The following is a 24,342-nucleotide window of genomic DNA, read 5'->3' as shown; positions in this document are numbered from 1 at the left end:
AATCAGAGGCAGGCAATGGTCAAGACGGATCAGTTTTACATTAATGGCGAATGGGTAAAACCACAACAAGCAGCGGCTGACTTTGGTGTAATCAATCCCGCTACAGAGCAGGTCATTGAGTCCTTAGCAATGGGCGGTGAAGCCGATGCCAATGCCGCAGTGGCAGCTGCTAAAGCAGCCTTTGCCAGCTACTCACAATCTAGCGTTGAAGCGCGCGTAGCCTTATTGGAAAAGCTACTGGCTGCTTATGACCGCCGTTACAATGAAATGGCTGAGCTAATGACTTTGGAAATGGGCGCACCAGTGGATTACAGCCGTGAAGTGCAGGCGGAGTCCGGTCGTGGCCATATCGAGCAAGCCATTAAAGAGCTTCAGAAGTTCAAGTTTGATACGCGTATGGAAGATGACTGCACCTTAATGCGCGAGCCCGTAGGTGTGTGCAGTATGATCACACCGTGGAACTGGCCGATTAATCAGGTCACTATAAAAGTTGCACCGGCACTGGCGGCAGGTTGCACCATGATCTTAAAGCCTAGTGAGTTATCACCGCTGTCAGCCCTGTTATTTGCAGAAATGATCGATGAAGCAGGTTATCCGCCGGGCGTGTTTAACTTGATTAATGGTGATGGCCCAAGCGTAGGCGCACCATTGTCTTCTCATCCTGATGTGGACTGTGTGTCATTTACTGGCTCAACCCGTGCAGGGATTCTAATTGCTTCCGCCGCAGCGCCGACAGTAAAGCGTGTAAGTCAGGAGCTAGGTGGTAAATCACCGAATATTATCCTGCCAGATGCAGATTTAAAAACGGCAGTAGAAGGCGGTGTCGACTTCTGTTTTGGTAATGTTGGCCAGTCTTGTGACGCACCGACTCGTATGCTGGTGCAGCGTGATCAGTATGAAGAAGCCGTTGAAATTGCCCGCCAGTTTGCTTTGGGAGTGAGCGTGGGGGACCCGCAGGAACATGGCACGCACATGGGGCCGGTAATCAGTCAGACACAATTCGACAAAATTCAGGGAATGATTCAAACGGGAATTGATGAAGGTGCACGCCTTGTCGCTGGTGGTGTCGGTAAGCCGATGGGCTTTGAGACTGGCTACTACGTGAAACCGACGGTATTTGCCGATGTGAATAACCAAATGTCGATTGCCCGCGATGAAATCTTTGGTCCCGTGTTGGTGATGATTCCCTATGATACGGTGGATGAGGCGATCGAGATTGCTAATGACACAGTGTATGGCTTGGCTGCCTGTGTATCAGGGACGGACAAAACACAACTGGAATACGTGATTCGTCGTTTGCGCGCCGGTAGCATCAGCGTGAATGGGCATTATCAGGGCTATGTATCGCCATTTGGTGGTTATAAGCAATCTGGTAATGGCCGCGAGGGTGGTGTATTTGGTCTGGAAGAATTCCTCGAAGCTAAGACGGTTGCGTGGGTGTAATACTCAGCTGAGTGCATAACCAATTCTTAAACAACTGAGCCGCCTGTGATAGTGGGCGGTTCTGGTTGTAGCTCAGATAATAGCTATCAACTGTATCCACATAGTTTGAAAATAACGGTACCAAATGTCCGGCACTGACTTCCAGATCCAATAGCTCGTCATACCCCAAACACACCCCACCGCCATGTTTTGTCAATGAAACCGCAGCCGCTGCGGTATCAACCTGATGACGCACACCGGGTATAGCTGATTCACCTTTGAGGCCGACACTGCTCAACCAATCATTCCATTGCTGGTGGTTGCCTAACACATCAATCAATGCGACTTGCTGTAGGTCTTTCGGTTGCTGGACTTGTGCTGCGATTTCTGGTGTACCAAAAGGTCGTAGGCGAGGGTTGACCAAACAAAGTGCGGAATGATCTGTCCAGTCCCCACGGCCATGGCGAATCGTCAAGTCAGTCGACATGCCCGAATAATCATTATCCCAATTGATACTGCTAAGACGCAGCTCAATGCCAGGATTCAGACGATTAAACTCAGGCAGTCGGGGTGTTAACCACAGTAATAAAAAAGCGGTATTTACCTGTAGTGTCAACACGCCATATTTAAGCGGAGAAAAGATGTCGTGAGTGGCGCGTTGCACCAGTTCAAGCGCTTCCTGCACCGCAGGCAGATAAGCCATGCCGCTATTGGTTAGCGTAAGCTTTTTGTGCTGACGATTAAATAGCTGCCGTCCCAAATGATCTTCCAGCAAACGCACTTGCTGACTGACTGCAGATTGCGTCATATTCAACTCATCAGCCGCTGCGGTGAAATTAAGTAGGCGAGCCGCTGAAGCAAAGGTTTTTAACCAGTTTAATGGTGGTAGGGGCGATTGTTTATTTTGCATTAGCTCTACTTATCATGAAGTCTATTATTAGTCATTTAGTAAGGCTTAGCTTATTGCATTACAGTAAACAATATCCATCCCTTCTTATTGAGAGAGTTCGCATGTCAGCCGCCTTTGATTACCACCTCGTTTTACAGTCCGCCTCCAAACTTGATCACGCACTGGAGTTGGTTTGGAGTGACGGTAAAACATCCACCTTCCATTACTTATGGCTGCGGGATAACTGCCCGACAACCCTGCATCCGGATACCAAGGAGCGCACGTTTGATTTACTCAGCGTATCGGCAGACATCGAGCCACTGTCATTTAGTGTGGACAATGACAGACTGATGATTGAGTGGTCAGAGGGTGATCATCACAGTCAGTTCAGTGGTGAGTGGTTGCGCGAGCATGCTTACGCCGGAGACTTACGCCCGGCAAATAAGCCCCGTGCGCGAAGCTGGGATGCGCAATTCTTAAAAGATATGGGGAGTGCGTCTTTTAATGATTTAACTACTGACGATGCAGCGTTATATAGCTGGATGAAACAGTTAGATCAGGATGGCATTATTTTGGTTAAGGACATGCCAGCGACTGAACAAGCATTGGATGATGTGGCACATCGTATTGATTACCAGCGACAAACAAACTTTGGTGTGACCTTTGAGGTGCGCTCAGAACCCAATCCAATCAACCTTGCTTACACAGCATTAGCCTTGCCATTACATACTGATCTACCGAACCAAGAGACGCCTCCGGGCTATCAATTCCTGCATTGCCTGGCCAATGACACACAAGGTGGCGAGTCAGTGTTTGCCGATGGTTTGAGAGTGTTGGAGGATATGCGGGAACAAGCGCCAGAGCATTTTGAGCTGTTAGCCACGGTCGCTATCCCGTTCCGTTTTCATGATGAGACGCATGATATTCAGCATCACCATCCGATGATTAATCTGGATCATCAGGGCAATATTGTCGAGTTGAAATACAATGCACACATCGCCAGTGTTTTTGACCTGCCGGAAGCAGTGATGCATGACTACTATCTAGCGTATCGTGATCTGATGGGGCGTATGCGCCAAGCAAAATACCGCATGCAATATCGCCTAAAAGCTGGAGAGATGGTGGTGTTTGATAATCGTCGGGTGCTGCACGGCCGTACTGAGTTTGAACCAACCGGGCATCGTCATTTGCGTGGGTGTTATGTGGATCGCACGGAGTTCCAAAGCCGTTTGCGAGTATTGGCGAGACAACACGACTAAACAAATTGTAAAGAATGGTTAGTGTTGTGTAAGGATATGTAAAGAGTGACCCGATAAAAGGAGTGGCTGCGCCTAAATGTATGTAAGACGAGTAAGCCACTTGATTAATTTATATCGGAGTCCTATTATTATGTTTAAAAGAATCGCAATTACAGCAGTTGCCGCTTCAGCACTTTTGGTTAGCATGCAAGCCAGTGCCGCTGGTGGTCACCATCACAAACGTGATGCAGGTATCAATAAAGAACAGCACGAGCAGTCTGTTATGATTCAGCAAGGTATTAAGACTTGCCAGATCACACCGGCTGAAGCCCGAACGCTTAAAGCAACTCAAAAGCGTATCGCTGGTTTAGAAAGAAAGTTCAAGTCCAACGGGTATTCACGTTGGGAGCTTCAAACGCTAAAAAACAAGTTACACTCAGCTCGTGTTGAGATTAACCGACTGACTAAGAACCGTAGTAATTGCCGATCTAAGTATCGTTCAAACGGTAACCGACGCGATCATGGTGCTTCTAACCATAACCGTCGCGGTGCAAGCAACCACGGTCACAGTAACTACCGCAGTGCAGGCTCAATCTCAGTGAGCGTACGTAACATTCACTAAGCATTTCCAAACTACTTTCCTAAGAAGTAGTGTTTAAGTAGGCGGCTCTTCGGGGTCGCCGTTTTAATTTCTGACCTGTTGAAAATCACCAAAAAACGGTCTACTATCAGTCCTACAAAACATCAAGAGCAGGGCTGACGTCCTCGCCAACCTGCCTACCTGGGCAAGGTGGTTGCTTAATTGCGATGTGGTCGATCTGACAACCAATCAGGAAAACCTCACCCACGTCAGTTCTCATATTAACCGTTATGGGAGCAACTCATGTTTGAAGCACATTTTAGTCACGCTGAAGATTTTCAAGGTCTTGAGACAACGACATATTCCTGGACCAAAACTTATCACAGAAGGCACTCAGTCAGCTTTCAGCCCTTAAAGATCTGGTTTGCCAAAGGCAAGGTCAATACAAAGGATGGCTCGGTATTGCCCAGAACCTTTGCTTACATTGAATATCAGGATGAGCGCGGGAATAATCGTTATTGTATTTTAACCTTGTCGCCTGAGTTGTCGGTGGCTGAGGCGTTGCAGGAGGCGGTTCGGGTGGATGTTGCGAGGCTGAAGTAATTGTCAGCAGCTTTTAAGGTTTATTGCGATAGATGCTCCGAGAGCTTCATGTAGAGATTGAGTCAGAACCAGTTATGGTGCTATAGTTTTTGTACCTTCAAAGAGTAGTACAAAATAATATGCAATCAATAGCCATCAGAGAACTGCGCAATAACCCTTCCAATCTTACGCATTCATTAGAGCAGAATGAATACGTCTTTATTACTAAGCATGGTAAACCTATTGGTGTTGCGGTTCCGCTTACAAATGAAAACCTTAGCTTTGGTCTAACACGAGCTACGGCCTTGCAGGCGTGGCGTAATGGCGATATTTCATTAGGAAAAATGGCAGAGTTGTTAGAGGTTGGTAAGGAGGAGCTGCGCGGTATTATTGCAGATATGAATCTACCGCTGATTGATACAGACGAGCAAGATGCTGTTGCAGAAGCAATGCAGCTGTTAGGAAACTAATACATGAAGCATCTTATTGTTTCAGACAGTTCGCCGCTGATAGCTATGTTGAACATAGAAAAGTTTGAGTTGCTAAAGCATATCTTTTCTAGCGTGACTATACCGTCAATGGTTGCTCAGGAAATTGAAGAAGGTCTAAGGCCTGATGCGAGTTGGTTTGTGCTTAAAGCTCAGGGCTTCGTCGTGGTTAAACCGATTAAAGATGATGCTCGTTTACTGCTGCTTAGATTGCAATTGGATCCTGGAGAATCAGAAGCTATTCTGCTGGCAGATCAACTTGGTCTGCCGCTACTAATTGATGAAAAAGCGGGTCGGAGAATGGCCAAGGATATGGGGCTGCAAGTACAAGGGCTGGTTGGTGTGTTATATGCACTTAAACAGGCTGGCTATGTATCTGTTCACGAGATGGAGTCGATTGTTAGCGCTTTGGATCAAGTGAAGTTTAGAATGAGTAATTCGCTGCGATCTCTATTACTAAATTAAAAAGTACCAAAGTATGATTCAGAGCGCAGAGTGTGGATTTCTGGTGATGGAAATACGCTCAACGAACGAGAAATAACAATGCGACTAATCGAAAGCAATATCTTCATCTACGCCATCCTGCCGGAGCACAAAGCCCTTCGCGACTGGATCACCAAAAAAGACTTCGCCGCCGCTGAAATCAGCCTGATCGAAGTACTCGGCTATCACAAACTAAAAGACGAAGATGCCCGGGAATTAGAAATGCTATTCAATATGGCCAGAGTATTACCCACGTCCAGCGACATTACCGATAAAGCGATTGCACTTCGTCGTCAGCGCAAAATGGGTCTGGGAGATTCCTTAATCGCCGCAACGGCACTGGATTATAATATCCCACTGGTCACTCGAAATACCTCGGACTACGATTGGATTGAAGGGCTGAACTTGCTGAACCCCATGGATTGATTGTGCTTTTTTCCTCTATCTTTTCCTCAACTTTCTCCCCAAATCAACTGTCCACAAGCCGATAAATCATAACCCTGCAACATGCTGGCTATGGATTGCGCCTGATCCGACTGCAGGCGTTTCAACAGGTCCTGAAACAAATGCCGGAACCAAATACCACGCGTCATTGCGATATCAAACGACTCCCAGCCCATGCTGATAAATTCCAGACCAGATTCCGTGGCGGCTGCGCGAGGCCCTGGTGCTACATCGGCCATACGCATAACGATGAGACCTGCTGCTTCGTGCTCAGAGTGCGCGGTTTGTGAGAGGGTTAAGTCATCGACATTACCGCCCGCTTTGCCCAATACTTCCATTAAAAAACGTTGCGAACCCGCGCCGCTTTGGCGTTGCACCCATCGCCATTGTTGCTTGAATAAGTCTTGTTGATCGTTGATCTGAGTCATGACTTCCGGATGTACCATTAGGCCTTGCTCGCGCTTAAACAGATGCATCAGTGCCCATTGACGATGTTGCCGGTGTTGTTGCAGTAATGCAGGATGGCGAAAGCTGCTTTCATCGCTTGGCCCCCAGTGCATGCAGCAGGCGTCAATGCGGCGAGCTTGAAGTTGTTTGAGCCCCATGCGCGTGCCGGTTGGGGTGTAGTTGACCACGCCGCGCCCATCAATCTCATGGGTGTAGGCAAGGATCAGGCGATAAAGCAAGGGATCGTCACTTCCTGCAATAGTCAGGCGGTCACTGAGCGTGCCACCATTGGCGGATTCGTTAAGCCAGCGATCTACCAGTCCGCGCGGGAACAGCCACTTGCCAGTGACCTTAGTCGCCGGTATCTGCTGCTCTTTCACCAGCTCATAGATTTTCTTCTCATTGAGATGCAAGTACTCAGCTACTTGTCGAACGCTCATATAAGCATCCTGAGTTTCAATCGCCATTCCTTCGCTCCTTGTACAGGCTTTGTTGTAAAGGTTTGCAATATTCGTGCCGGGACAGAGGATGCTGTGATTCTGTGGGTTGTAATGATTATTGGCGTTAGCAGACGGTGAATCATCCTGAGATACCCGCTGTGATCGATGATTCGTAATGGCGTCATAATGTCCCAAATACTATTGCTTTAGAGATATTTTGACTCACTCATAATGAAAGAGAGGTGTGAATTACCGTCAAAGTCATCCTTATCCCGAATGGCACGTTAATTGCTCCATATTTGATTGGGCAGAGACTTAATGAGTGAGTGACTCAGTGCTGCCTGTGTTTGAGAGAGGAGCATGAATGGAACAGCAAACTAGTTTTCCGGTATCTGTGATTCTGGAAAAACGTCCGAGCAGTAGCCAATGGGCCGATGCTTATTGGACAGTGATTGGCTTGATTGTCGGGGAGTCTGAGGCAGACGATAACGCCACGAATAATGACAGCGGTATGACGCTACTGCACAGCCAAAACGATATTGAACAATATCGATACGCCGGCCTCAGCGTGACCTTATATAAGGATGAGTGTGAGAGCTATTACCACAACCTGATGTCGCCAAAGCCCGGTTGTTATGTGATTACCGACAAAGAAGACAGCGAGCAGCCTATCCCGTTTAAAGTCAGCATGAGTTTTGACGAGGCACACTCCTATCAGGAAGGTGGTAAAGAGATCTTCGCAGTTGACATTCCCAATGAGCTTTATCTGTGGATAGAGGCTTATGTGTTGGATAACTATTTCCCTGAGAAAAAGCGCAAGCGCAAGCTCAACGACTGGAAAAAAGGCGGGGGGAATATTCGCGTATGAGTGAACAGGATAAGGAAGGTTTCCTAAGCCGCTGGTCGCGCCGTAAACGTCTGGGGGATCAGGAGGATGAATCTCAATCAGGCGCTGGTTCTGCGGATAAGACTGCAAATAAATCTGTGGATAAAGCGTTGGATAACTCTGGGGGTAACTTTGTAGAAGATACCGCTGAGCCGCATGGTTCTGCGCTTGAGCAGTCTTTAGCTGATGTGAATAACCGTTTTGACGGGAGTGGTACAGAAGCCGTCGATAATCAGTCTCCTGACACGCCAGAGCAAGCCGAAACTCCGGTTGAATTAACTGATGAAGACATGCCCGATATAGACACACTCACTGAGGAGTCGGATTACACGGGGTTTATGTCACCCAAAGTCAGCGAAGAGCTGCGCAAGATTGCACTGCGTAAACTGTTTCAGGGCAGTGATTTTAATATCCGCGATGGCCTTGATGACTACGATGATGATTACACCAAATTCGCTCCACTCGGTAATACCGTCACCAGTGATATGAAGCACATGATGAAGGTTGAAGCCCGTCGCCAACTCGAAAAATCCCAGACCTCACGAGATCAAACCACTATGACCGCAATGACGCCCAAACAAGCCGCATTAGCCAGTTTGCAGAACCATTCTCCCGAGCCAACCGGACAGGTTGAGTATCAATCTAACGGTAAAGTGCTGGTGATTGGTGGAGATGATGCATTGCGCTTTGCCACGGAAATTTCTGAGCCGCTCACTGCGCGTATTGTGCTCACGGCTGACAGTGATTTAGTGACGGATCAGTCCGTGATTATCAAGCAAGACAACCGTGACATGGTGCTGGAGGGCTGGCTGGGTGATTTCAAACTACGTCTGACGGATGAGGCAGGCCAGACGCAAACCTTAGTCGCGGATATGATTGTAGATCTGAATGACACACCGCTGAGTCAGTCAGAAATCCCGGCACCGGGCTATTTCACCATAAGCACCAAAACAACCGCTGCTATTTTAGAAGAAATCACGCCGCTGGAAGGAAGCTTTGCTAAGCCTAAGTTCTTTGCTTATAACAGCGACATTTGTGCACATGGCAGTAGTGGCTTACCGGGTTGTACCAACTGTATTGACGCGTGTCCGACGGATGCCATTATTTCGATAGGTGAAACCATTAGCGTTCAACCGCAGCTGTGTCAGGGTGGTGGAACATGTGCGACAGTTTGTCCAACCGGTGCGATTACTTATAACTATCCGTCGGTTGGTTTTCAGGTTGATCAGATTCGCCGATTGTTAAAAGCATATCGGGATGAGGGTGGTGAAGCGCCGGTATTATTGCTGTATGCCAATGAGACTTCATTAAATACACAGGCGCTGGCGGATAATATCCTGCCGTTTCCGTTAGAGGAGTTGGCGAGTGTCGGCGCGGACTTTTGGTCGGCTGCACTGAGCTTTGGCGCGAGTCAGATTTTATTGCTGGATGATGAGAATACGCCCGCAGTCTCCCGCAAACATCTGCGCCATCAGCTGAGTATTTTAACCACTCAGTTGTCTGGATTGGGTTATCCAGAGGATGCAGTGCGACTGATTCCGGCCTTATCAAGCGATGATACACAATCAGTCGCTGCACTCACCGCGGATTATCAGGAAGCCTTCGGTTCGACAGATCAAGCCATGCCGTATTTCCCGCCAGCCACTCAAGCCGGTATGAATGACAAGCGTCAGCAGTGGTTAATTGCGATGGATCACTTCTATAAGCATGCGCCAGAGCCACAAGACAGTATTCCGTTACCGGCTGGTGCGCCTTTTGGTGTGCTTAAAGTGGATAAAGAAGCCTGCACCTTATGTATGGCTTGCGCCACTGTGTGTCCGGCGAAAGCGCTTAGTGGCGGCACGGACTCGCCGGTTCTGAAATTCCATGCGGTGAACTGTGTGCAGTGTGGGCTGTGTGACACGGCCTGTCCTGAGAATGCGATTGAGCTGCAACCTTTATTCATCAGCAACCGCGAACAGCGCAACCGCACCATGCAGTTAAATGAGGAAAAGCCATTCCACTGTATCGACTGCGGTAAACCCTTTGCCAGTGAAAGTATGATTCTAACCATGCTCGGTAAGCTGGAGGGGCATTATATGTTTCAGGATGAGCGCGCTAAGGATCGTCTGAAAAAGTGCGAGGACTGCCGTGTGGTGGATATCGTTCAGGATGATGTCGCCATGGGTCAACCTGGCCGTGGTGACCAGCGTGATGGGTCGTTTCGTCATTAATTGAAGGATAAAACAGATTATAGCGCCGTATGACTGACTTTTTTCCTGAAAAGTTTGGCCTATGGCTTGCTAACAAATACATGAGTTGAGGAGAGTGAATGACTAACCCAGGCGCACAACCATTAATACCACTAAATGATGAGACCGCATTACATGCACCCGAACAGCAGTATCGGGCAGGTGCATACGCATTGCTGGGCGCGTTACTTAGAGATGTGCCGTCAGCGGATACGCTGGCCTATGCCGCCAGTTTGACGCAAAACAGTAGCGACAAAGACGAGTTGGGTATTTCGATGTCCCTATTGGGCTTGGCAGCAGAGCATTCTGACCCAGCCTCGGTGGACGACGAGTATCACGACTTATTTATTGGCTTAGGGCGCGGTGAGGTGGTGCCTTACGGCTCGTGGTATCTGACGGGTTTTTTAATGGAGAAACCGCTTGGGTTGTTGAGGGATGACCTGATGAGTTTAGGTTATCAGCGTGACCCGTCAGTGAAAGAGCCGGAAGACCATGTGGCAGCGCTTTGCGAGGTGATGTCCATGATGGTTCAGGAAGGTCGCGATACCGCTACTCAGTCACACTTCTTCTCACAACACATGTTGAAATGGTTAGGCCAGTTTTTTGAAGACCTGAGCAATGCCGATTCTGCATCATTTTATCAGGCAGTTGCACGCTTTGGTGCGGCCTTCATTCAATTTGAACAACAGTACTTTGGACTGGAACTTTAGGAGTCAGAGTTTATGAGTAAATCAGACAAGCATGACAGCGAGCGTAGAGCGTTTCTTCGCGGTGGCGCAGCAGTAGGTGCCGCAGCGGGATTAGTCGCAACAGCACCGGCAGTGGCATCAACCGCACCGGAAGTAGAAGCTGAAACAGAAGTTAAGCCTGAGCGTAAAGGCTACCGTGTTACTAAGCACGTTGCTGCTTATTATAAAAACTTAGCCAGCTGATTACAGCGGAGGAAATCGCATGAAACTCGAAAAAATCAGCGCCTCAGCGAAGACTGCGGACGCTAAAGATGATCAATGTAAATTCTCCGGAAGTGGTTGGATGCTCAACCGCCGTGAGTTTTTAAAGAACTCCAGTCTGACTGCCGCTGGTGGTGCCATTTTAGGTACTGGCTTGAGCGCAGGCATGATGCAGAAGGCTGAAGCCGCTACCACTAAGGGTGGTGAAGTTAAAGAAGTTCGCACCATCTGTACTCACTGTTCAGTGGGTTGTGGTGTTATCGCTGAAGTAAAGAGCGGTGTTTGGACCGGGCAAGAGCCTGCGTTTGATCACCCGTTTAACCAAGGTACGCATTGTGCCAAAGGTGCAACGTTGCGTGAGCACGGTCACGGTGAACGTCGTCTGAAATACCCCACCAAATTGGTTGATGGTAAGTGGAAGAAAATCTCTTGGGAGACGGCCATTGAAGAGATTGGCGACAAGCTGCTAAAGATTCGTGAAGAGTCTGGCCCTGACTCGGTATACCTACTCGGTTCTGCTAAGCACAATAATGAGCAGGCTTACTTATTCCGTAAGATGGCAGCGATGTGGGGTACTAATAACGTTGACCATCAGGCGCGTATTTGTCACTCAACTACAGTAGCCGGGGTAGCGAATACCTGGGGTTACGGTGCGATGACTAACTCCTACAATGATATTCATAACTCGAAAGCAATCCTGCTAATCGGCTCTAATCCGACGGAAGCACATCCGGTGTCGATGCAGCATATCTTTAAGGCGAAAGAAGAAAATAATGCACCAATCATTGTTATCGATCCTCGCTTTACCCGTACTGCGGCACATGCTGATCATTTCCTACAGATTCGTCCGGGAACGGACGTACCCATTATCTGGGGCATGATGTACCACATCTTCAAGAACGGCTGGGAAGATAAAGAGTTTATCCGCCAGCGCGTGTTTGGTATGGAAGATGTCAAAGCTGAAGTCATGAAGTGGACACCGGAAGAGGTGGAGCGCGTGACTGGTGTACCAGAGGCGAAAGTCTACGGTGCAGCAAAAGCGATGGCACGTAATCGTCCGGGTACGTTCATATGGTGCATGGGTGGTACGCAGCACACCATTGGTAATAACAATACTCGCGCATACTGCGCATTCCAGTTGGCACTCGGTAACATGGGTGTGTCTGGTGGTGGTGCTAACATCTTCCGTGGTCATGACAACGTTCAGGGCGCAACGGATTTGGGTGTACTGGCTGATACATTGCCGGGCTACTACGGTTTGTCCGCTGGTTCATGGAAGCACTGGGCCAAGGTTTGGGACTTAGACTACGAGTGGATCAAAGGCCGTTTTGATACCGGTAGTTATGAGAAAAAAGGTGATAAAGACGTTCATGTCATGAACACCAAAGGGATTCCGGTTTCTCGTTGGATTGATGGTGTATTAGAAGATAAAGCTAATACTGCACAAAAAGACGCCTTGCGCGCTATGTTCTTCTGGGGACATGCACCGAACTCTCAGACGCGTGGAACTGAGATGAAGACGGCGATGGAAAAACTCGACATGCTGGTTGTTGTTGATCCTTACCCAACCGTTTCAGCGGTTATGCACGATCGTAAAGACGGTGTGTATCTACTGCCTGCTACCACGCAGTTTGAAACTCATGGATCAGTCACCGCATCGAATCGTTCACTGCAGTGGCGTGATCGTGTTATTGAGCCATTGTTCGAGTCCAAGCCTGATCATGTCATTATGCACATGTTGGCGAAGAAGCTTGGCATTGATGGTGAGCTGTTCAAGAACATCGAGATCAAAGATGGCGAGCCTGTTATCGAAGACATTACCCGCGAATTCAATAAAGGGATGTGGACGATTGGTTACACCGGTCAAAGCCCTGAGCGTATGAAGAAGCACCAGCAGAACTGGGGCACATTCGACTACGACACCCTGAAAGCGGAAGGTGGTGCCTGTGACGGTGACACTTACGGCATGCCTTGGCCATGTTGGGGTACGCCAGAGATGAATCACCCCGGTACACCAAACCTGTATGACACCAGTAAGCCGGTTGCTGAGGGTGGGTTAACCTTCCGTGCGCGTTTTGGTGTGGAATATGAAGGGACTAATCTGTTAGCAGAAGATTCCTGGTCAGCAGATTCGGATATCAAAGATGGTTATCCGGAATTCAGCGCAGATATGTTGAAGAAGCTTGGCTGGTGGGATGATCTGACGGATGAAGAAAAGACTGCAGCCGAAGGTAAGAACTGGAAAACGGATCTGTCCGGTGGTATCCAGCGTGTCGCGATTGCACACGGTTGTTCGCCATTTGGTAATGCCAAGGCCCGCGCTAAGGTGTGGACATTCCCAGACCCTGTACCCATTCACCGTGAGCCGCTTTATACCTCTCGTTATGACTTGGTTGAGAAGTATCCGACGTATGAGGATCGTAAATCGTTCTGGCGTTTGCCAACGCGTTATAACTCGATCCAGAGTAAGGATTACTCCAAAGACTTCCCAATCATTATTACCTCCGGTCGATTGGTGGAATATGAGGGTGGTGGTGACGAGACACGTTCAAACCCATGGTTGGCAGAATTGCAGCCTGACATGTTTGTTGAGATGAACCCACGTGATGCTAACGATAACGGCATTCGCGAAGGTGACGATGTGTGGATTGAAAGTCCGGAAGGCGGCAAGATCAAAGTGAAAGCAATGATTACACGTCGTGTTGCAGCGGGTGTTGCATTCTCCCCATTCCACTTCGGTGGACACTTCCAGGGTGAAGATTTACGTCATAAATACCCTGAAGGGGCAGATCCTTATGCCTTGGGAGAGGCGATCAACACAGCCATGACCTACGGTTATGATTCAGTTACTCAAATGCAGGAATCTAAGTGTAGCCTGTGTCGTATTAGCAAAGCTTAAGGAGAATAATCATGGCAAGAATGAAGTTTTATTGCGACGCAGAACGCTGTATTGAATGTAATGCCTGTGTCACTGCGTGTAAAAACGAACACGAGATTCCGGTTGGCGTAAACCGTCGCCGCGTCGTGACGATTAAAGATGGTGAGCCGGGTGAGCGTTCCTTATCCGTTGCTTGTATGCATTGTTCGGATGCACCGTGTGCAGCAGTTTGTCCGGTTGATTGCTTTGAAATCACTGACGAAGGCATCGTCCTACATAACAAAGATACTTGTATCGGTTGTGGCTACTGCTTCTACGCGTGTCCGTTTGGAGCGCCTCAGTTCCCAACGGATGGTGCGTTCTCGTCTCGCGGCAAGATGGATAAATGTACGTTCTGTGCCGGTGGTCCGGAAGAGGAAGACATGAGTCCGGCTGAGTACACCAAGTACGGTACTAATCGTATCGCTGAAGGTAAGTTGCCAATCTGTGCTGAGATGTGTTCAACGCATGCTCTGTTAGCAGGTGATGCCAATGTGGTTGCAGATGTATATCGCGATCGTGTGGTAAACCGAGGTGCAGCAGCGTTCAGTCAGACGCGTTTACAGCAGAAGGCAAACTTCAGACCGAATCCGTCACTCAGTGGTCGGGCAACGGGTGGCAGTGTGCAGCAGTGGACGCCGGACTCATCTAACTAGCTTATACGAGAGTGATCTTTATGCGGATATTGTGGTTAAGCTTGTTATTACTGCTGACCTTTCCGGCGGTGAGTCATGCCGCCGGGCCATCTGTGATTCAGCAAGATCCTGGTGCTGAGTTATGGAATGCGGTACGCGCCCGTGCTCAGGAAGATTCTGATCCGGGGCAGGTGCGTAGCCAGGTAAAGGGAATAGAGTCCACCTCATTGGTAAACATTGGCGGGGAGGAGTGGCGGCACTTTCGTATGGGGCAGTTGATTCCGACTGCTGCTAAGGTGCTGGGCTTTACCATTATTGCTATTCTGCTGTTCCGGCTGATACGGGGTAAAATTCCTATTAAAGCCGGACGCTCTACGCAGAAGATCAAACGCTTCACCACGTTCCAGCGGTATGTTCATTGGATCACTGCTATCCTGTTTGTAGCGTTGGGTATTACCGGAGCAGTGCTGTTGTTTGGGCGATTTATTATCATCCCTTATCTCGGCCCTGAGATTGGTGGCCCGCTGACATTACTCATGAAGCGCATTCATGACTATGCCGGACCTGCCTTTGCCATTGCGTTGGTGGTGCTGACCTTTACCTTTATGAAGGGTAATTTCTTCAAGTGGATCGACTTTAAGTGGGTCTTTAAAGGTGGTGGATTGCTTGGCGGACATGCTCCCGCAGGTCGGTACAATGCTGGTGAAAAAGGCTGGTATTGGATGGCAGTGCTGGTGGGTATTGTCGTAGTAGCCAGTGGTTTAGTGTTGGATTTCACATTTATACTGGACTACACAGACTTCGGTCGAACCCGTGACAATATTACCTTCGCGCATTGGGTGCATAGTATCTCTGCGGTTGGCATTATGGCGGCGTCCTTAGGCCACATCTACATGGGCACGATTGCCATGGAAGGTGCGTTTGAGGTGATGCAAACGGGTGAGTGTGATGCTAACTGGGCCAAGGAACACCATGATCTTTGGTACGAGGAGTTAGTTGAGCAGGGTGTGGTAGTGCCGGTAGAAGAGTTAGCGCCGGTTGCTGATGATGCCTCTGAAAATGACTCTGGTACAGAACAGGTCAAAGCAGTCAGCTAAGTTAAGTCCCAGTGCTCGAAGTATAAAACTGTAAGGTCGATCAGGAAACTGTTCGGCCTTTTTAGTTTTTTAGGTAGTGAGACTTTTTATACGCCTAACCCATTTGACCTAGGTAGCTGCTCTGCCATACTCCGGGCAAGTAGTGTAATATGCTGAACTGATTTAATGATATTTTCATCCATATTAACCGGGTTGTTTCCCTCGCCCTTACTCTGTTATTACTAGACTATGCCTGCTGATATAACTTCGCAAACCAACGCTTACAGTAATTCCGAGATAAGAAAAGGTATCAACGGCTCCGCCAATACCGCATTTGCCTGCGCGCTTATCTCCGCAATCGTATTTTTCGTTGCTTACCTGTCACAGGTTAGCTCAATAGCCGCTGGTACACCCTGGACTTTCAGTGGTGAATGGGTGCCACGCTTAGGCGTCCAGTTGGACTTTCGTGTGGATGGCCTCAGCTTGCTTTTCGGATTGCTGATTAGTGGCATAGGGATATTGGTCTTCCTCTATTCCTACGGGTACTTCAAAGTACACAAAGGCCATGCGCGGCTCCAATGGCTGTTGCTGTCCTTCATGCTAGCCATGCTTGGACTGGTGTCGTCGGACAATATCATCCTGTTGTTTATTTTTTGGGAGTTGACGACGATCACCTCCTTCTTATTAGTGGGTTTCGATCACGAAAACACGCAGGCGCGGCGTTCTGCACTGCAAGCATTATTGGTAACTGGCGGCGGCGGGCTAGCCTTATTGGTTGGACTGATTATGCTGGGGCAGGCTTCCGGCAGTTATTTGTTATCAGAGATCATCGCCTCGGGATCAGCGGTTACTGAGCACGAGCACTATCCTGTCATACTCACGCTTATTTTGTTGGGTGCCTTTACCAAGTCCGCACAATTTCCGTTTCATTTCTGGCTACCTAACGCGATGGCAGCACCTTCGCCGGTTAGTGCTTATCTGCACTCTGCGACCATGGTTAAGGCGGGTATCTATTTAATGATGCGGCTTCAGTCGTCACTCGGTGGTACTGAGGAATGGTTCTATGCCCTGAGTATTGCCGGTGGAATTACCGCGGTTTGGTCATCCATGATGGCGTTACGCCAAACAGATCTGAAACTGATGTTGGCTTGGACGACCGTAATGGCGCTGGGCACGATTACGATGTTTCTTGCATCTAATTTACAGATTGCGGCACTGGCGGCGGTGACCTTCCTGATCGTGCATGCGTTTTATAAATGCGCCTTGTTCCTGGCCATTGGTAATGTGGATAAAAGCACGGGAACACGTGATTTTAACAAGCTGGGATCGCTGGTTCGTTTCATGCCAATCACTGCCTTAGGTGCGGTGCTTGCGGCCTTATCGATGGCAGGCTTTCCACCGTTTCTCGGGTTTATCGGTAAAGAGCTGATCTATGAAGGAACATTAACGATCGCAGACCAACCATGGATAATCGTGGCGGCTGCGGTGGCTGCTAATGCCATGATGGTAGGTATTGCGCTGACGTTTATTTTCCGCGTGTTTTTGGGTGGAGAGTCCACCATCACGCGTGAACCAAAAGAAGTGTATGCCGTAATGTGGGTTGGTCCTGTGGTTTTGGCAATCGCAGGATTATTAACCGGTCTGTTACCCGGTCAGATCACTGAATACGTTATACAACCCGCAGTCAGTAGTGTGATGGCCGCCTCAGCTGAGGTAAAGCTATCTCTATGGCATGGTATTAACGGACCATTGATTCTCAGTATCATCACTGTGGCGGTTGGCATAATGTTGTTCTTTAGCCTAAGCATTGTCAGCCGAATGATTAATAACTTAGTTGAGAAGTTGCCCGTTGTCGGTGATTCAGCCTATGAGTTTTTACTCAATCGCACGCAGTTTGTGGCATCGAAACTCACAAACCGCTTGCAAACAGGCTCATTAAGTCATTATTTGACGATTGTATTCATGGCTTTTGTGGTCTCAGTGGCAGTCACACTGCTTTATCACCCTGTCAGTATGGACTTTGACCGACTTACTCCGGTGACGCCGTTTATTGCGATAGTGGTGTTCCTGATGATTAGTGCTGCATTGGTGCTGACCTTTAGTAACACGCGATTACTCGCAATCTGTGCGCTTGGCGTTGTGGGGAGTGGTGTCGCGGTGCTGTTCCTCGTGTTTGGTGCGATTGATGTTGCGATTACACAGTTGATGGTAGAGACGCTGTTTGTTGTGTTGATTGCGACGGTACTGATTAAACTTCCGCGCTTTCCGGATCAAACGGATCCGGCTAAAACCAGAGGTCTGCGTGATGCTGTCATCGCGATTGCGGCAGGAGTTGTGATGGCCATTATTACGCTTGGTGTATCACTTACTCCTCTGGATCTCACCGTGACGCATTTCTTTGAAGAAAACAGTTTGGCTCAAGCCTACGGTCGCAACATTGTGAATGTCATCCTCGTAGACTTCCGTGCACTGGATACCTTGGGTGAAGTAGCCGTGGTAGCAACAGCAGCATTGGCTGTGATTGCGCTGTTAAAAGTTCGTGTACATGCACAGGGGCCTCGCTAATGAATTCTTTAATATTTAGTACGATTAGCCGCCTGTTGGTGGGACTGATGTTGCTCTTCTCTGTGTTTTTATTATGGCGCGGACACAATGAACCGGGTGGAGGCTTTATCGGTGGATTGGTCGCTGCAGCAGGAATTATCGTTTATGGACTGGCTGAAGGGCCAGGCATGATGCGCAAACTGCTGCGCATTGCCCCGCAAACCTTGGTGTTAATCGGATTGCTAACCAGTGTAGTTTCGGGTCTGTTGCCATTGCTTCAGGATAGTTCGTTTTTAACCGGCATGTGGTTATTTATCGGAGCGACTGAAACAGAGAAGGGTTTAGGCTTGGGTACGCCGCTGATATTCGATATCGGCGTGTATTTAGTGGTTGTTGGTGGTGTGTCAGGTATGGTAATCGCCTTGGAGGAGGAGCTCTGATGGAGATCTTACTGAGTCTTTTAGTGGGCGTTTTAATGTCCGTTAGTGTCTGGATGCTACTGAGCCGTAACCTGGTTAAATTCCTGTTTGGTCTGGTGCTGATCAGTAACGTTGCGAACCTGATTATTTTTAAAGTAGGTGGCCTGACCGTAGGCGCACCAGCACTTATTACCGACGGTGGTAGCGCAGAATATGCGAACTCTTTGCCACAAGCACTGGTGCTAACCGCAATCGTTATCGGCTTTGGACTGGTTTCGTTTACGCTGGTTCTGGCGCATAAGGCGTATCAAGCGATTGGTACTTTAAATGTGGATGAAATGACATTGGCGGAAAAACGCCAAGACCCTGCAGATTCGGAGAAGTCATCATGAACGGGCTGTTGATTGCGTGCCTGCTTGTGCCAATGATGACGGCAGCGCTGAGTTTTATATTGACCAGCGATGTTAAATCACGTGGTGTGATCAGCATCTTTGGTTCGATTGCCTTGCTGATGCTGTCTTTTATATTGTTATATCAGGTAGCCAGCGGTGGACCGGTATCCAACCAAATGGGTGGCTGGCAAGCCCCAATGGGCATCACACTGATCGCGGATATGCTCAGCGCGATACTCATTGTCGTCACTGCGATTGTCTCCTTGTGCGTGAATGTCTATGCCGTGGGTGACATTTCCAGAGACAGGATAGCCGGTGGCTTTTTTACGTTCCTGAATATGCTCATCGTGGGTGTGGTCGGTGCGTTTTTAACGGGTGACTTGTTCAATATGTACGTCTGGTTTGAGGTGATGTTGATATCCTCATTCGCTCTGCTGGTGTTAGGTGGAAACAAGGTACAGCTGGATGGTGCGGTAAAGTACGTTGCTATCAACCTCATCTCTACGGTGCTGCTGTTAACGGCAATTGGTTTGCTATATGGACTGACCGGCACACTGAATATGGCCGACCTGTTTATACGTGTGCCACAAGTTGAAAATCAGGCATTAGTCACGGTTGTGGCAGTGTTGTTTCTGGTTGCCTTTGGTATTAAGGCTGCGGTTTTCCCATTGTATTTTTGGTTACCTGCGTCGTATCACACCTTGCCGATCAGCGTCACCGCGGTGTTTGCTGCACTGATGACAAAAGTCGGAATCTATGCACTGATTCGAACCTTTACGTTAATCTTCCCCGGAGAACACTCAGTGGTCGATACGACCTTGCTCGGATTGGGATTGGTGACGATGATACTTGGCGTATTTGGTGCCATGACGCATAGCGATATACGTCGTATTCTGGCGTTTCATGTCATCGGGTCGATAGGTTTCATGTTGCTAGGACTTGGACTAGGCTCTGCGCTGGCTATGGGAGCTGCGATTTTCTATATGGTGCATGGTATTTTGATCAAAGCACTGTTGTTTATGATTGCCGGCATTGTTGGAAAACTAGGGGGTAGCTTTGAGCTATCACGTCTCGGTGGCTTGTATCAGGAGCGTCCGGGATTCTCTATGGTATTCTTGTTTGCTGCACTGGCTCTTATCGGTATCCCGCCGCTTTCTGGTTTTTGGGCGAAGCTATTGATCCTTGAAGCAGGTCTTCATCATGATGCTGCCATTGTGATTACCTTCGTGATTATCGCCAGCTTACTGACCTTTATCCCGCTCATGCGTATTTGGTTAGAAGCCTTCTGGAAACCACAACCATTAGAGAGTGGGCCAAAAATTGTTGAGTCATTGGACAGTGATATTATTGTTGTCGAGAATGGCAGTGTGAAATCAGCCGTGCCACTGGTAGTGCCTCCAAATCTCTATATCTGGACACCGGTGCTTGGTCTTTCTGCTGTTATGTTAATAATAGGATTAATGCCCGGTAAGATTATCGAACTGTCTGATACAGCGGCGAAGACCTTAATCGATCCTAGCGCGTATATCGACACGGTACTGCCTAATCGGTCAGCTGCTCCAGGCAACTTGAATGAGGTACAGAAATAATGACGCCATTTGCAACAAATCTGATTCTTGCCTTTGTATGGGCCGCTCTGAATGGCGGTATTGGTGTGTCCAGCGTATTGGTCGGCTTTTTGGTTGGTTATGCTGTTTTATTTATTCTTCAGCCGTTGTTTGGTGCGAGTCGCTACTGTAGCTCATTGTTTGACGGAGTGATGCTCGCCTTGTACTTCATTTATGAGTTGATTATCTCCAGCTTAAAAGTAGCCTGGGATGTGCTGACACCAACACACCGAAGCAAACCAGCACTGATTGCTGTGCCTATCGAAGCAAAGACGGATGCAGAAATTACCGTGCTCGCCAACCTTGTATCACTGACGCCGGGATCGCTATCGGTTGATATCAGTGAAGATAAAACACATCTGTTGGTTCATGCCATGTTTGTTGATGACCCTGAAGCATTCAAGCAGGAGCTTCACAAAGGAATGGAACGTCGGGTTTTGGAGGCGATGCGCTAATGGAACTGGCAATAAATATCGCATTAGCACTGACTGCGTTTGGCATTATCGCCGGCTGTATCCGCATGTATAAGGGGCCGACGCCTGCCGACAGAATCGTAGCCTTGGACTTGATCACTATCTTATTGGTTGCCGTGTCATCCCTGTTAGCCCTCCGGCTGGGGAATGCGGCCTATCTTGATCTGGGTCTTGCTTTGGCACTGATCGGGTTCTTAGCGACGGTTGGTTTCGCGCGCTACTTAGAACACAGTAATATTCCCGTGAGTGATGAAGAAGATAGAGCACTGGCCAAAGCTGCTAGGGGTGTTAACACTGCCACATCAGGAGACCAGACTAATGACTGAGATGATCGTAAGTGTACTGATTGTGCTGGGTGGTGGATTTGCAGCCATCGCTGGTCTGGGTCTGCTACGCCTGCCAGATGTACTGATCCGCATGCACGCTACCACTAAAGCCGGAACTTTAGCTGCGGGACTGATTGTACTGGGCGTATCGGTGTATTTTGCTAGCTCGCTGGTGATTACTAAAGCTTTGCTAATTATCGCATTTCTGTTTTTGACTGCACCCGTTGGTGCTCACTTAATTGCCCGTGCTGTCTACCGTCGTAAATTACCATTATGGGATAAAACACTGTTTGATGATGCGGCGATGAAAAGCACTGACAAGGCTAGCGAAAACGCGCTCAGTGACAATGCAGATCAAGGTTTAGATAAATAGCGCAATGGTGTTACAAAGAACGGTGAAACTGGGTAGCGATTAACGCAGCACCACTCGATTACCTGCTTATCGTTTGACAGCAATAATCTCAACAGGCGACATGAGATTGTTTGTAATGTTGTTAATCATATTACTCACTTTATCTGCTGTACCGTCCTGCATCAAAATATGAAGCCCTAGTGGTGATGGCGCTTTATTGGTTTGTGCTCTTGCGCGTACTCGCTTAAAGAAATCGACTGCAAAATCACGCCGGTTCTCTACTTTGGACACATCAAAACCCGCATTCATTAAGCATTCTTTATAGGCTTCTGGCGTTGATAATTGACTGATACCACTATCCGTTGCCCATGGCAGAGGGTAAATAAGTTCACCATCTTGTTGACGCATAACGTCATAAACACCGATAAACGCGCCGGGTTTCAACACTCTATATACCTCCTTAAATAAAGAGACTTTGTCCTCGATATTCATTCCTACATGGAGCATATAACTCCCATCGAAACTATTGTCTTGGTAGGGCATCGCAAGCGCACTGCCTGTATCAAGAGAGACGTAGGAATCAAGGTTCAACCAGCGAGACAATATGCTGCCTGTTTCGATGTACTCGGGTATTAAATCAATGCCTGTAACCTGGTTATTGTATTTAGCGGCAATGTAACGGGCAGCGCCTCCTAAGCCACAACCAACATCCAATAAGTGGCTTTCTTTAGTAATGTTAAGTTGATTGAGTAGGTGGTCTGTTGCAGCACGTCCTCCGACATGAAATTCATCAACTGGAGCGAGGTCTTCAATGGTGACACTCTCAGTGGTTTTTCCAATGGCAGGAAGCGCTGCCTGAATAAAATCGATTAAATTGCCATGTAGATAGTGATCTGACACCTCTTTTTCATACGACATGTGAGTGATCCTCCGGATAATTTGTTTGTGGTTATACTGTCAAAGCGTTGCAATTGTTGTCACGAACTAATTGCTCATCGACCCTGCCAGTTCATATTGAGTTGATACGAAAAAGCCCGATAACTTGCTCAGTCACCGGGCTTTTTTATCTGATGGGATAGAGAATTAAGGTGTCTCTACCTTTGCTTGCGGAGCAACTGCAGCTGCTTCATCATCAGACTTTGTCTCTGTTTTACCTAGCAGGCGTGGCTTTTCAATAAAGAAATACAACACCAAACCGACCACTACCGCAAAGATCGTAGACTTAGGATCAGGCATCGCTAACGTTACCGCAACAATACCTGCCACACCACGCTCAACCGATGTTTTTAACTGCTCCATACCGACCATGATACAAATGTAAGCAGTTAGGATGAGTGTAAGTGATAGAGCAATCGGAAGTACCGGCTTAAACAGTGTCACTAGTGGCAGGATCATCAGTGCAATCAAACCTGTAATCCAGAAGGTACCACCACCACTGTAGATGGATTCCATTGATTTACGACCAATCGCATAACGCTCTGCAACCGTTGCATGGGCTGCTGTCCATAGTGGTCCGGCAAGTCCTGGCCATGGTGCTAACAAGGCATGGATGAAGTTACGAATTGCAGTAACTAAGTGAACACGATCAACACTCATATCGATCTTTTCATCGGTACGTAAATGGTCAATACGCTTTACTAGGGTGAAACCAATAACAATGTCACCAAACGCGATAACATAAGCAATGATCGCTGTTGGGATGGCGATTAAATACGTTTCCAGATTAGGGAAGCCAACATTAAACACTAAGTACTCAGACAGTAGTGCAAAGTTAGGATCAGTCATGCCCCACTCAATCTCAGGTAGTGGATATTCACCCACGATCCAACCGATAATCATCGCCAGAATCATGCCGGGAACCATACCGAAGTTAGCAATTTTACGGGCAATCGGGTGGTTTTCTGTCAGGCGCTTAAACGATACTGAGAATAGAATGTAAGCTGAGATAAAAGCACCCAGAATTAATGAAATAGGCGTGCCATCAATGCGTCCGCCGACTTTCAATTCACCCATTAAGGCCGCAATACCTGCACCAATAATAATTCCTGATTTCAGTGAGTTGGGGATAATCTCTACTAGCTTGGAGCCCAGTCGCGTTGCACCGAGAATAAAGAATATAAGGGCAACTTCAATCTGCAAAGCAAACAGTGCTTGAATCGCTTCAGGGCCAGGCTCAAAGCCTTTTAAATAAACGAGTACTACTGGAATTGCCGGAGTAATCCAGCCAGGAACGAGTGGCACACCAAGTAATGCTGGTAAGGTATATAAAATACCGGCGATAAACGTGAATGCAAGTGCTGCTTCATACGGAATACCGAGTGTGCTTTCTAGCAGGGGAATCATCGCCAAACCGACGACAAACATGATCATGCCTTGAATCATTTCCGCCATTTCCCAGCGGTAATGAACAAAGGGTAGACGAATCTGGAAGGGACCTAGCGGCCAATGGGGCTGCTCTCCGCCCTCTACGCGTTTGATAACTTGCATTACGATTAACTCCTCTCAATGAAGCAAATTTAAA

Annotated in this window: 25 protein-coding genes and 1 riboswitch; of the genes, 21 read left to right on the top strand and 4 right to left on the bottom strand. The window is 48.2% G+C overall.

Features of this window, described 5'->3' with window-relative positions; all coding sequences use genetic code 11:
- Positions 1–15 precede the first annotated feature (15 nt).
- Positions 16–1,443, top strand: coding sequence for an aldehyde dehydrogenase family protein (locus DKW60_RS00200; RefSeq protein WP_109835645.1), 1,428 nt, complete (start codon positions 16–18; stop codon positions 1,441–1,443).
- Here the strand turns inward: DKW60_RS00200 and DKW60_RS00195 are convergent.
- On the bottom strand, positions 1,421–2,332 hold the full coding sequence (locus tag DKW60_RS00195) for a LysR family transcriptional regulator (RefSeq protein WP_109835644.1): 912 nt from the start codon (positions 2,330–2,332) through the stop codon (positions 1,421–1,423). The two genes, DKW60_RS00200 and DKW60_RS00195, sit on opposite strands and share 23 nt — an antisense overlap.
- A gap of 101 nt (positions 2,333–2,433) precedes the next feature.
- Between DKW60_RS00195 and DKW60_RS00190 the strand changes: the two genes are divergently transcribed.
- The 6 genes from DKW60_RS00190 to DKW60_RS00165 all read left to right on the top strand — a co-directional run bounded on the left by DKW60_RS00190 (position 2,434) and on the right by DKW60_RS00165 (position 6,108).
- The gene (locus tag DKW60_RS00190; protein WP_109835643.1) at positions 2,434–3,570 is read left to right on the top strand and encodes a TauD/TfdA family dioxygenase; all 1,137 of its coding nucleotides are present in this window, start codon (positions 2,434–2,436) and stop codon (positions 3,568–3,570) included.
- A 130-nt stretch (positions 3,571–3,700) separates the two neighbouring features.
- Positions 3,701–4,171: a hypothetical protein gene (locus DKW60_RS00185; RefSeq protein WP_109835642.1), complete on the top strand. Its 471-nt coding sequence runs from the start codon at positions 3,701–3,703 to the stop codon at positions 4,169–4,171.
- Between the two features lie 114 nt (positions 4,172–4,285).
- A riboswitch (SAM-I-IV-variant riboswitch) is annotated at positions 4,286–4,388 on the top strand.
- Between the two features lie 44 nt (positions 4,389–4,432).
- A complete protein-coding gene (locus tag DKW60_RS00180; protein ID WP_109835641.1) occupies positions 4,433–4,732 on the top strand; it encodes a hypothetical protein in 300 nt (99 codons plus the stop codon).
- A gap of 119 nt (positions 4,733–4,851) precedes the next feature.
- A complete protein-coding gene (locus DKW60_RS00175; protein ID WP_109835640.1) occupies positions 4,852–5,181 on the top strand; it encodes a UPF0175 family protein in 330 nt (109 codons plus the stop codon).
- 3 nt (positions 5,182–5,184) lie between these two features.
- On the top strand, positions 5,185–5,664 hold the full coding sequence (locus tag DKW60_RS00170; RefSeq protein WP_109835639.1) for a PIN domain-containing protein: 480 nt from the start codon (positions 5,185–5,187) through the stop codon (positions 5,662–5,664).
- Positions 5,665–5,742: 78 nt separating this feature from the next.
- Complete coding sequence (locus tag DKW60_RS00165) at positions 5,743–6,108, top strand: type II toxin-antitoxin system VapC family toxin (RefSeq protein ID WP_109835638.1); 366 nt, start codon at positions 5,743–5,745, stop codon at positions 6,106–6,108.
- 26 nt (positions 6,109–6,134) lie between these two features.
- On the opposite strand, the gene DKW60_RS00160 is transcribed toward DKW60_RS00165, so the two are convergent.
- Positions 6,135–7,040 (bottom strand): helix-turn-helix transcriptional regulator, encoded by a 906-nt coding sequence (locus DKW60_RS00160; protein ID WP_109835637.1) that lies wholly within the window; start codon positions 7,038–7,040, stop codon positions 6,135–6,137.
- Positions 7,041–7,377: 337 nt separating this feature from the next.
- Between DKW60_RS00160 and DKW60_RS00155 the strand changes: the two genes are divergently transcribed.
- The 14 genes from DKW60_RS00155 (at position 7,378) to mnhG (ending at position 21,842) form a co-directional block, all read left to right on the top strand.
- Positions 7,378–7,881, top strand: a complete 504-nt coding sequence (locus tag DKW60_RS00155; protein WP_109835636.1) for a DUF3305 domain-containing protein — start codon at positions 7,378–7,380, stop codon at positions 7,879–7,881.
- The gene (locus DKW60_RS00150) at positions 7,878–10,112 is read left to right on the top strand and encodes a DUF3306 domain-containing protein (protein WP_109835635.1); all 2,235 of its coding nucleotides are present in this window, start codon (positions 7,878–7,880) and stop codon (positions 10,110–10,112) included. The genes DKW60_RS00155 and DKW60_RS00150 overlap by 4 nt, the downstream gene beginning before the upstream one ends.
- Before the next feature lie 98 nt (positions 10,113–10,210).
- Positions 10,211–10,840, top strand: a complete 630-nt coding sequence (locus tag DKW60_RS00145) for a TorD/DmsD family molecular chaperone (RefSeq protein ID WP_109835634.1) — start codon at positions 10,211–10,213, stop codon at positions 10,838–10,840.
- A gap of 12 nt (positions 10,841–10,852) precedes the next feature.
- Positions 10,853–11,062 carry a formate dehydrogenase gene (locus DKW60_RS00140; RefSeq protein WP_109835633.1) on the top strand — a complete coding sequence of 70 codons (210 nt, stop codon included), beginning with the start codon at positions 10,853–10,855 and terminating at the stop codon, positions 11,060–11,062.
- Positions 11,063–11,081: 19 nt separating this feature from the next.
- Entirely contained in the window at positions 11,082–13,979 is a 2,898-nt protein-coding gene (locus DKW60_RS00135; RefSeq protein ID WP_109835632.1) for a formate dehydrogenase subunit alpha, read from the top strand.
- Positions 13,980–13,990: 11 nt separating this feature from the next.
- Positions 13,991–14,653 carry a formate dehydrogenase FDH3 subunit beta gene (gene fdh3B / locus DKW60_RS00130; RefSeq protein ID WP_109835631.1) on the top strand — a complete coding sequence of 221 codons (663 nt, stop codon included), beginning with the start codon at positions 13,991–13,993 and terminating at the stop codon, positions 14,651–14,653.
- Between the two features lie 20 nt (positions 14,654–14,673).
- Positions 14,674–15,729 carry a formate dehydrogenase subunit gamma gene (locus tag DKW60_RS00125; RefSeq protein ID WP_109835630.1) on the top strand — a complete coding sequence of 352 codons (1,056 nt, stop codon included), beginning with the start codon at positions 14,674–14,676 and terminating at the stop codon, positions 15,727–15,729.
- Positions 15,730–15,957: 228 nt separating this feature from the next.
- Positions 15,958–18,273: a hydrogen gas-evolving membrane-bound hydrogenase subunit E gene (gene mbhE / locus DKW60_RS00120; protein ID WP_109835629.1), complete on the top strand. Its 2,316-nt coding sequence runs from the start codon at positions 15,958–15,960 to the stop codon at positions 18,271–18,273.
- Entirely contained in the window at positions 18,273–18,692 is a 420-nt protein-coding gene (locus DKW60_RS00115) for a Na+/H+ antiporter subunit B (RefSeq protein WP_109835628.1), read from the top strand. The genes mbhE and DKW60_RS00115 overlap by 1 nt, the downstream gene beginning before the upstream one ends.
- Complete coding sequence (locus DKW60_RS00110) at positions 18,692–19,063, top strand: NADH-quinone oxidoreductase subunit K (protein ID WP_109835627.1); 372 nt, start codon at positions 18,692–18,694, stop codon at positions 19,061–19,063. The genes DKW60_RS00115 and DKW60_RS00110 overlap by 1 nt, the downstream gene beginning before the upstream one ends.
- Positions 19,060–20,652 carry a Na+/H+ antiporter subunit D gene (locus DKW60_RS00105; protein ID WP_109835626.1) on the top strand — a complete coding sequence of 531 codons (1,593 nt, stop codon included), beginning with the start codon at positions 19,060–19,062 and terminating at the stop codon, positions 20,650–20,652. The genes DKW60_RS00110 and DKW60_RS00105 overlap by 4 nt, the downstream gene beginning before the upstream one ends.
- Positions 20,652–21,125 (top strand): Na+/H+ antiporter subunit E, encoded by a 474-nt coding sequence (locus tag DKW60_RS00100; protein ID WP_109835625.1) that lies wholly within the window; start codon positions 20,652–20,654, stop codon positions 21,123–21,125. Before DKW60_RS00105 ends, DKW60_RS00100 begins: the two co-directional genes overlap by 1 nt.
- Positions 21,125–21,469 (top strand): MrpF/PhaF family protein, encoded by a 345-nt coding sequence (locus DKW60_RS00095; RefSeq protein WP_109835624.1) that lies wholly within the window; start codon positions 21,125–21,127, stop codon positions 21,467–21,469. Before DKW60_RS00100 ends, DKW60_RS00095 begins: the two co-directional genes overlap by 1 nt.
- Complete coding sequence (mnhG, locus tag DKW60_RS00090; protein ID WP_219988578.1) at positions 21,462–21,842, top strand: monovalent cation/H(+) antiporter subunit G; 381 nt, start codon at positions 21,462–21,464, stop codon at positions 21,840–21,842. The genes DKW60_RS00095 and mnhG overlap by 8 nt, the downstream gene beginning before the upstream one ends.
- 66 nt (positions 21,843–21,908) lie before the next feature.
- On the opposite strand, the gene DKW60_RS00085 is transcribed toward mnhG, so the two are convergent.
- Together DKW60_RS00085 and DKW60_RS00080 are read right to left on the bottom strand one after the other, a co-directional pair.
- A complete protein-coding gene (locus tag DKW60_RS00085; RefSeq protein WP_109835622.1) occupies positions 21,909–22,739 on the bottom strand; it encodes a class I SAM-dependent methyltransferase in 831 nt (276 codons plus the stop codon).
- A gap of 165 nt (positions 22,740–22,904) precedes the next feature.
- Positions 22,905–24,308, bottom strand: a complete 1,404-nt coding sequence (locus DKW60_RS00080; protein WP_109835621.1) for a solute carrier family 23 protein — start codon at positions 24,306–24,308, stop codon at positions 22,905–22,907.
- Positions 24,309–24,342: the final 34 nt, after the last annotated feature.

The sequence above is a fragment of the Leucothrix pacifica genome, from assembly GCF_003172875.1.
GTDB classification, from domain to species: Bacteria; Pseudomonadota; Gammaproteobacteria; order Thiotrichales; family Thiotrichaceae; genus Leucothrix; species Leucothrix pacifica.
Note: the sequence above shows the minus strand (reverse complement) of the source record. Positions and strands in the feature narration are given on the sequence as shown.

Coding starts and splice junctions, on each gene's coding strand:
- DKW60_RS00200 (WP_109835645.1), top strand. CDS start 16: ATGGTCAAGACGGATCAGTTTTACATTAATGGCGAATGGGTAAAACCA.
- DKW60_RS00195 (WP_109835644.1), bottom strand. CDS start 2,332: ATGCAAAATAAACAATCGCCCCTACCACCATTAAACTGGTTAAAAACC.
- DKW60_RS00190 (WP_109835643.1), top strand. CDS start 2,434: ATGTCAGCCGCCTTTGATTACCACCTCGTTTTACAGTCCGCCTCCAAA.
- DKW60_RS00185 (WP_109835642.1), top strand. CDS start 3,701: ATGTTTAAAAGAATCGCAATTACAGCAGTTGCCGCTTCAGCACTTTTG.
- DKW60_RS00180 (WP_109835641.1), top strand. CDS start 4,433: ATGTTTGAAGCACATTTTAGTCACGCTGAAGATTTTCAAGGTCTTGAG.
- DKW60_RS00175 (WP_109835640.1), top strand. CDS start 4,852: ATGCAATCAATAGCCATCAGAGAACTGCGCAATAACCCTTCCAATCTT.
- DKW60_RS00170 (WP_109835639.1), top strand. CDS start 5,185: ATGAAGCATCTTATTGTTTCAGACAGTTCGCCGCTGATAGCTATGTTG.
- DKW60_RS00165 (WP_109835638.1), top strand. CDS start 5,743: ATGCGACTAATCGAAAGCAATATCTTCATCTACGCCATCCTGCCGGAG.
- DKW60_RS00160 (WP_109835637.1), bottom strand. CDS start 7,040: ATGGCGATTGAAACTCAGGATGCTTATATGAGCGTTCGACAAGTAGCT.
- DKW60_RS00155 (WP_109835636.1), top strand. CDS start 7,378: ATGGAACAGCAAACTAGTTTTCCGGTATCTGTGATTCTGGAAAAACGT.
- DKW60_RS00150 (WP_109835635.1), top strand. CDS start 7,878: ATGAGTGAACAGGATAAGGAAGGTTTCCTAAGCCGCTGGTCGCGCCGT.
- DKW60_RS00145 (WP_109835634.1), top strand. CDS start 10,211: ATGACTAACCCAGGCGCACAACCATTAATACCACTAAATGATGAGACC.
- DKW60_RS00140 (WP_109835633.1), top strand. CDS start 10,853: ATGAGTAAATCAGACAAGCATGACAGCGAGCGTAGAGCGTTTCTTCGC.
- DKW60_RS00135 (WP_109835632.1), top strand. CDS start 11,082: ATGAAACTCGAAAAAATCAGCGCCTCAGCGAAGACTGCGGACGCTAAA.
- fdh3B (WP_109835631.1), top strand. CDS start 13,991: ATGGCAAGAATGAAGTTTTATTGCGACGCAGAACGCTGTATTGAATGT.
- DKW60_RS00125 (WP_109835630.1), top strand. CDS start 14,674: ATGCGGATATTGTGGTTAAGCTTGTTATTACTGCTGACCTTTCCGGCG.
- mbhE (WP_109835629.1), top strand. CDS start 15,958: ATGCCTGCTGATATAACTTCGCAAACCAACGCTTACAGTAATTCCGAG.
- DKW60_RS00115 (WP_109835628.1), top strand. CDS start 18,273: ATGAATTCTTTAATATTTAGTACGATTAGCCGCCTGTTGGTGGGACTG.
- DKW60_RS00110 (WP_109835627.1), top strand. CDS start 18,692: ATGGAGATCTTACTGAGTCTTTTAGTGGGCGTTTTAATGTCCGTTAGT.
- DKW60_RS00105 (WP_109835626.1), top strand. CDS start 19,060: ATGAACGGGCTGTTGATTGCGTGCCTGCTTGTGCCAATGATGACGGCA.
- DKW60_RS00100 (WP_109835625.1), top strand. CDS start 20,652: ATGACGCCATTTGCAACAAATCTGATTCTTGCCTTTGTATGGGCCGCT.
- DKW60_RS00095 (WP_109835624.1), top strand. CDS start 21,125: ATGGAACTGGCAATAAATATCGCATTAGCACTGACTGCGTTTGGCATT.
- mnhG (WP_219988578.1), top strand. CDS start 21,462: ATGACTGAGATGATCGTAAGTGTACTGATTGTGCTGGGTGGTGGATTT.
- DKW60_RS00085 (WP_109835622.1), bottom strand. CDS start 22,739: ATGTCGTATGAAAAAGAGGTGTCAGATCACTATCTACATGGCAATTTA.
- DKW60_RS00080 (WP_109835621.1), bottom strand. CDS start 24,308: ATGCAAGTTATCAAACGCGTAGAGGGCGGAGAGCAGCCCCATTGGCCG.